Source organism: Streptomyces sp. NPDC056361 (assembly GCF_042262805.1).
Taxonomy (GTDB): domain Bacteria; phylum Actinomycetota; class Actinomycetes; order Streptomycetales; family Streptomycetaceae; genus Streptomyces.
This window is the reverse complement of record NZ_JBHJQI010000278.1, coordinates 1-4,479: the sequence shown is the minus strand read 5'-3', so window position 1 is coordinate 4,479 and position 4,479 is coordinate 1. Positions and strand designations below refer to the sequence as shown.

The 4,479-nt window shown below is 72.7% G+C and carries 5 protein-coding genes; 2 read left to right on the top strand and 3 right to left on the bottom strand.

What is annotated here, in order from left to right; genetic code table 11:
• Positions 1–50: 50 nt before the first annotated feature.
• The 3 genes from ACFCY7_RS39950 to ACFCY7_RS39940 all read right to left on the bottom strand — a co-directional run bounded on the left by ACFCY7_RS39950 (position 51) and on the right by ACFCY7_RS39940 (position 3,614).
• Positions 51–1,544 (bottom strand): PTS transporter subunit EIIC, encoded by a 1,494-nt coding sequence (locus tag ACFCY7_RS39950; protein ID WP_376490991.1) that lies wholly within the window; start codon positions 1,542–1,544, stop codon positions 51–53.
• 140 nt (positions 1,545–1,684) lie between these two features.
• Complete coding sequence (gene murQ, locus ACFCY7_RS39945) at positions 1,685–2,623, bottom strand: N-acetylmuramic acid 6-phosphate etherase (RefSeq protein ID WP_376490990.1); 939 nt, start codon at positions 2,621–2,623, stop codon at positions 1,685–1,687.
• Positions 2,624–2,696: 73 nt separating this feature from the next.
• Positions 2,697–3,614, bottom strand: a complete 918-nt coding sequence (locus ACFCY7_RS39940; protein WP_376490989.1) for a MurR/RpiR family transcriptional regulator — start codon at positions 3,612–3,614, stop codon at positions 2,697–2,699.
• A 112-nt stretch (positions 3,615–3,726) separates the two neighbouring features.
• Between ACFCY7_RS39940 and ACFCY7_RS39935 the strand changes: the two genes are divergently transcribed.
• Entirely contained in the window at positions 3,727–4,083 is a 357-nt protein-coding gene (locus tag ACFCY7_RS39935; RefSeq protein WP_376490988.1) for a hypothetical protein, read from the top strand.
• 92 nt (positions 4,084–4,175) lie between these two features.
• The gene (locus ACFCY7_RS39930) at positions 4,176–4,445 is read left to right on the top strand and encodes a DUF4031 domain-containing protein (protein ID WP_376490987.1); all 270 of its coding nucleotides are present in this window, start codon (positions 4,176–4,178) and stop codon (positions 4,443–4,445) included.
• Positions 4,446–4,479 lie beyond the last annotated feature (34 nt).

The following is a 4,479-nucleotide window of genomic DNA, read 5'->3' as shown; positions in this document are numbered from 1 at the left end:
ACACCAGTCGGCCGGGCCCTTCCCCGTACGCCTTCGGACCCTCGTACGTCTCAGACCTTCGCCGGTTCCGGTTCCGGGGTCGTCGGGGGCGGGGTCGCGGAGCCCGATGCCGCTGTCGTCTCCAGAGGGTCCGTGTCCACGTTGAACTCGGCCAGGATTTCGGGGCTGAAGCCCCAGAAGTAGGTGGCCGTGAAGCCGACGAGGTAGCCGACGAGGAGGCCGCCGGCGTAGATGGCGATGGTGGTGCCGAGGCCGTGGTTGCCGTTGAGGAGGGGGAAGAGGGCCCAGCCGGAGGGGCCGATGGCGGTGGAGCCGACGGAGGTGCCGAGCATGGAGAAGAGGCCGACGAAGGCGCCGCCGGCGGCGCCGCCGACGCAGGCGGTGACGAAGGGGCGGCCGAGGGGGAGGGAGACGCCGTAGATGAGGGGTTCGCCGACGCCGAGGAAGCCGGCGGGGAGCGCGGACTTGATGGTGCGGCGGATGGAGCCGTTGCGGGGGAGTTTGAGGTAGACGGCCATGGCGGCGCCGACCTGGCCGGCTCCGGCCATCGCGAGGATGGGGAGGAGGACGGTGTAGCCCTGCTGCTCGATGAGGGTGGTGTGGATGGGGATGAGGGCCTGGTGGAGGCCGAGCATGACGAGCGGGAGGAAGAGGCCGCCGAGGAGGAGCCCGGCGCCGGCGCCCGCGTTCGCGAGGAGCCAGTCGGCGAAGTCGCCGATGGCCCGGGAGATCTCGCCGGCCACGAACATGAGGCCGAAGACGGTGACGAGGCCCGAGACGAGGACCGTCAGGGTCGGGGTGACCAGGACGTCGAGGGACTCGGGGACCCGGCGGCGGCACCACTTCTCGACGTGCACCGCGAGGACGGCGGCGCCGAGCGCGCCGAGGACGCCGCCCTGGCCGGGGGAGAGCGTCTGGCCGAAGACGTCGATCTTGGCGACGCCCGCGAAGACGATGATGGAGGCGACGGCGCCGCCGAGGATGGGCGTGCCGCCGAACTCCTTGGCCGTGTTGTGGCCGACGAAGACCGCGATGAGCGCCATGAAGCCGCTGGCGATGGCGGCGAGGGCGGGGGTGACGCCGGGCAGCCAGCCGAGGTTGATCAGGAGGCCGTTGAGGCCGGCGATGATGCCGCAGCCGATGAGCGCGGGGATCAGCGGGACGAAGATGTTCGCGATCCGGCGGAGGAAGAGCTTGAACGGGGTGGCGTTCTTCGCCTTCCGGGCCGCCTTGAGCGCCGCGCCCTGCGCCGCGAGGTCCTCCGCGGAGTGCGCGGGCTCGGGGGCCTCGGCGACGAGGGCTTCGAGCTCAGGGGTCACGCGGGCGACGGTGCCGGGGCCGAGGACGATCTGGTACGTGTCGTCCTCCACCACACCCATCACGGACGGCAGGGCCTTGAGGGCTTCGTCCTGGACGAGGGAGCGGTCCCGCAGGCCGAGGCGCAGGCGGGTCATGCAGTGGGCCACGGTGCTGATGTTCCCGGCGCCGCCGACGAGGGGGAGGATCGCGGCGGCGATGGCGCGGTTCTTGTCGTCTGTGCTCATGGTGCGGTGGGCCTTGCTGTGAGGGGACCTTGCTGTGCGGGGGCTTGGCTGCGAGGGGGCTTGGCTGTGAGGGTGCCTCGCCCGTGCGGGGCTTGGCCGTGGGGGTTTGCCTTGCCGTGAGGGGGGCTTGCCGTGGAGGGTCAGGCGGTGGGTTCCGTCGCGTGGAGGGCCGCGCGCAGGTGGCCTCGGGAGTCCGTGAGCCGCTGGGCCGCCGTCGGGGCGTCGATGTCGGCGAGGATCATGAGGATGGCGTTCTTCACCTCGCCGTCGGCGGCGGTGAGGGCGGTCTCGATCTGCTCGTCGGGGGCGCCGGTGGCGAGGGCGACGATGCGCCGGGAGCGGGCCTGGAGCTTCTCGTTGGAGGCGCGGACGTCGACCATGAGGTTTCCGTACGTCTTGCCGAGCCGGATCATGGTGATCGTCGAGATCATGTTGAGGACGAGCTTCTGGGCGGTGCCGGCCTTGAGGCGGGTGGAGCCGGTGAGGAGTTCGGGGCCGGGGACGACCTCGATGCCGTGTTCGGCGGCGGCGGCGAGGGCGCTGTCCGCGTTGCAGGAGAGGCCGATGGTGAGCGCGCCGAGGGTGCGGGCGTGTTCGACGGCGCCGATGGCGTACGGGGTGCGGCCGGAGGCGGAGATGCCGACCACGGTGTCGTCGGCGGTGAGGCCGAGATCGGTGAGGTCCTGGACGGCGAGTTCCTTGGAGTCCTCGGCGCCTTCGACGGCCTTGATCATGGCGGACGGGCCGCCCGCGATGAGGCCGACGACCTGGGCGGGGTCGGTGTTGAAGGTGGGCGGGCATTCGCTGGCGTCGAGGACGCCGAGGCGGCCGGCGGTGCCGGCGCCCATGTAGACGAGCCGTCCGCCGCGGGCCATGCGCGCGGCGGTGGCGTCGATCGCGGCGGCGATGGCGGGGAGCTGCCGGGCGACGGCGGCGGGGACGGTCTGGTCCTCGCCGTTCATGGTGCGGGCGATGTCCAGGGTGGGGAGCTGGTCGATCTCGGCGAGCTCGGGCCGGAACGCCTCGGTGGTGAGGGTGGCGAGCTGGGCGCGGAGTTCGGAGTACGTGGAAGCGGACATGGGCGGCTCTTTCGGTGCGTGGACGTCGTCGGCGGCGTTGGCGTCGACGTATGACGCTCGGCTGACGGGGGGTTCAGCGGGTCCGAGGGGAGTGGCGGTGGGCGAGGGCTTCGTACGAGGCGGCGAGGGCAGGGGCCGCCGTCTCGTACGTGCGCTGGGTGACGCAGGTGAACAGGCAGTCCACGACCAGGAGTTGGCTGGTGCGGGACGACATGGCCGCGGGGCGCAGTTCGCTTTCGCGGGCGGTGGAGGTGGTGAGGACGTGGTCGGCGTACTGGGTGACGGGGCCGTCCGGGCGGCCGGTGATCGCGACCGTGGTGGCGCCGTGGTCGAAGGCGACGCGGAGGGGTTCTATGACGTCGCCGGTGGAGCCGGAGTGGGTGATGGCGATGGCGACGTCGCCGGAGCGGAGCTGCACGGCGTTGGTGACGGCGAGGTGGGGGTCGCTGTGGGCGTGGGCGATGAGGCCGATGCGGAGGAGCTTCTGCGCGAGGTCCTGGGCGACGAGGCCGGAGGCGCCGACGCCGTAGATGTCGACGCGGCGGGCGGTGGCGAGGGCGGCGACGGCGGCGCCGAGCTGGATGGTGTCGAGTCCGGCGGCGGTGTCGGCGAGGGTCTGCTGCTCGTCGTGGGCGAGTTTGGCGACGACGTCGGCGATCGGGTCGTCGACGGCGATGTCGGCGGTGACGGCGGGTGCGCGGCCCGACTGCTGCTGGGCGGCGAGGCCGGCCAGGGCGAGCCGCAGGTCGCGGTAGCCGGGGTAGCCGAGGAGGCGGGCGGTGCGGACGACGGTCGCCTCGCTGGTGCCGGTGAGCTCGGCGAGGCCGGTGACCGTGAGGGCGGCGCAGCCGGCCGGGTCGCCGGCGACGGCTTCGGCGACCCGCTGCATGGAGCGGGTCATGGAGGGCGCGAGGGTCCGCACCTTGGCGGCGAGCGCGGCGGGCGGTGGCGGCGCGTCGCTGGTGAAACTTTCCTTCACGTCATTGGTCACATCTGAAAGATACTTTCGGCCCGGTGGGGCGACAAGACCCCGTCCGTCCCGGACGGGTCCCGGAAACGGACGGGACCTTCGTCCTTTCCCCGCTCCGGGTGACAATGAGTGCATGGACGACATCGACCCCGTGGAGCAGGCGCTGCACACTGCTCGCGCGCTGGTAATGGCCGACCTGGTGGCCCGGGACGTGGCCGCCGCCGAGGTCGTGTCGATGGTGGAGGACGCCGTGACCCACCGCCGCTGGTGGGTCGAGCAGTGGCCCGAGGGCGTCTCGTACGTCGCCGGGCTCGTCGCCCAGGACGTGCAGGACGCCCTGCTCGAACAGTACGGACGCTGGCCCCTCTGCCCCGTGTGCTCCTCCGGCGACCCGCACGCCCTCGACGTCGAACCCGAGCTCGGCCCCGACCCGCACTGGGTCTGCGGCAAGCAGGGCGTGGTCGTGGCCCCGGTGGGGGCCCTGAAGTGAGCGACGCGACGGAGGCCTCCGCATGACCCTCTCCCGCGACACGACGGAGGCCGCCGCGTGACCCTCTCCCGCGACACGACGGAGGCCGCCGCGTGACCCTCTACATCGACCCGCCGACCTGGCCGGGCCACGGCCGCATGTGGTCCCACCTCGTCAGCGACGTCTCCTTCGACGAACTCCACGTCTTCGCCGCGTCCATCGGCGCCCCGCCCCGCGCCTTCGAGCGCGACCACTACGACATCCCCTCCGACCGCTACGCCGACGCCGTCGCCGGCGGCGCCGTCGAGGTCGGCTCGAAGGAACTGCTGCGCCGCCTCACGGACGCCGGCCTGCGCCGCCCGAAGAACCGCCCCGCGTCCTGACGCACCGAAGGGGCGGCCCGGCAGTGTGCCGGGC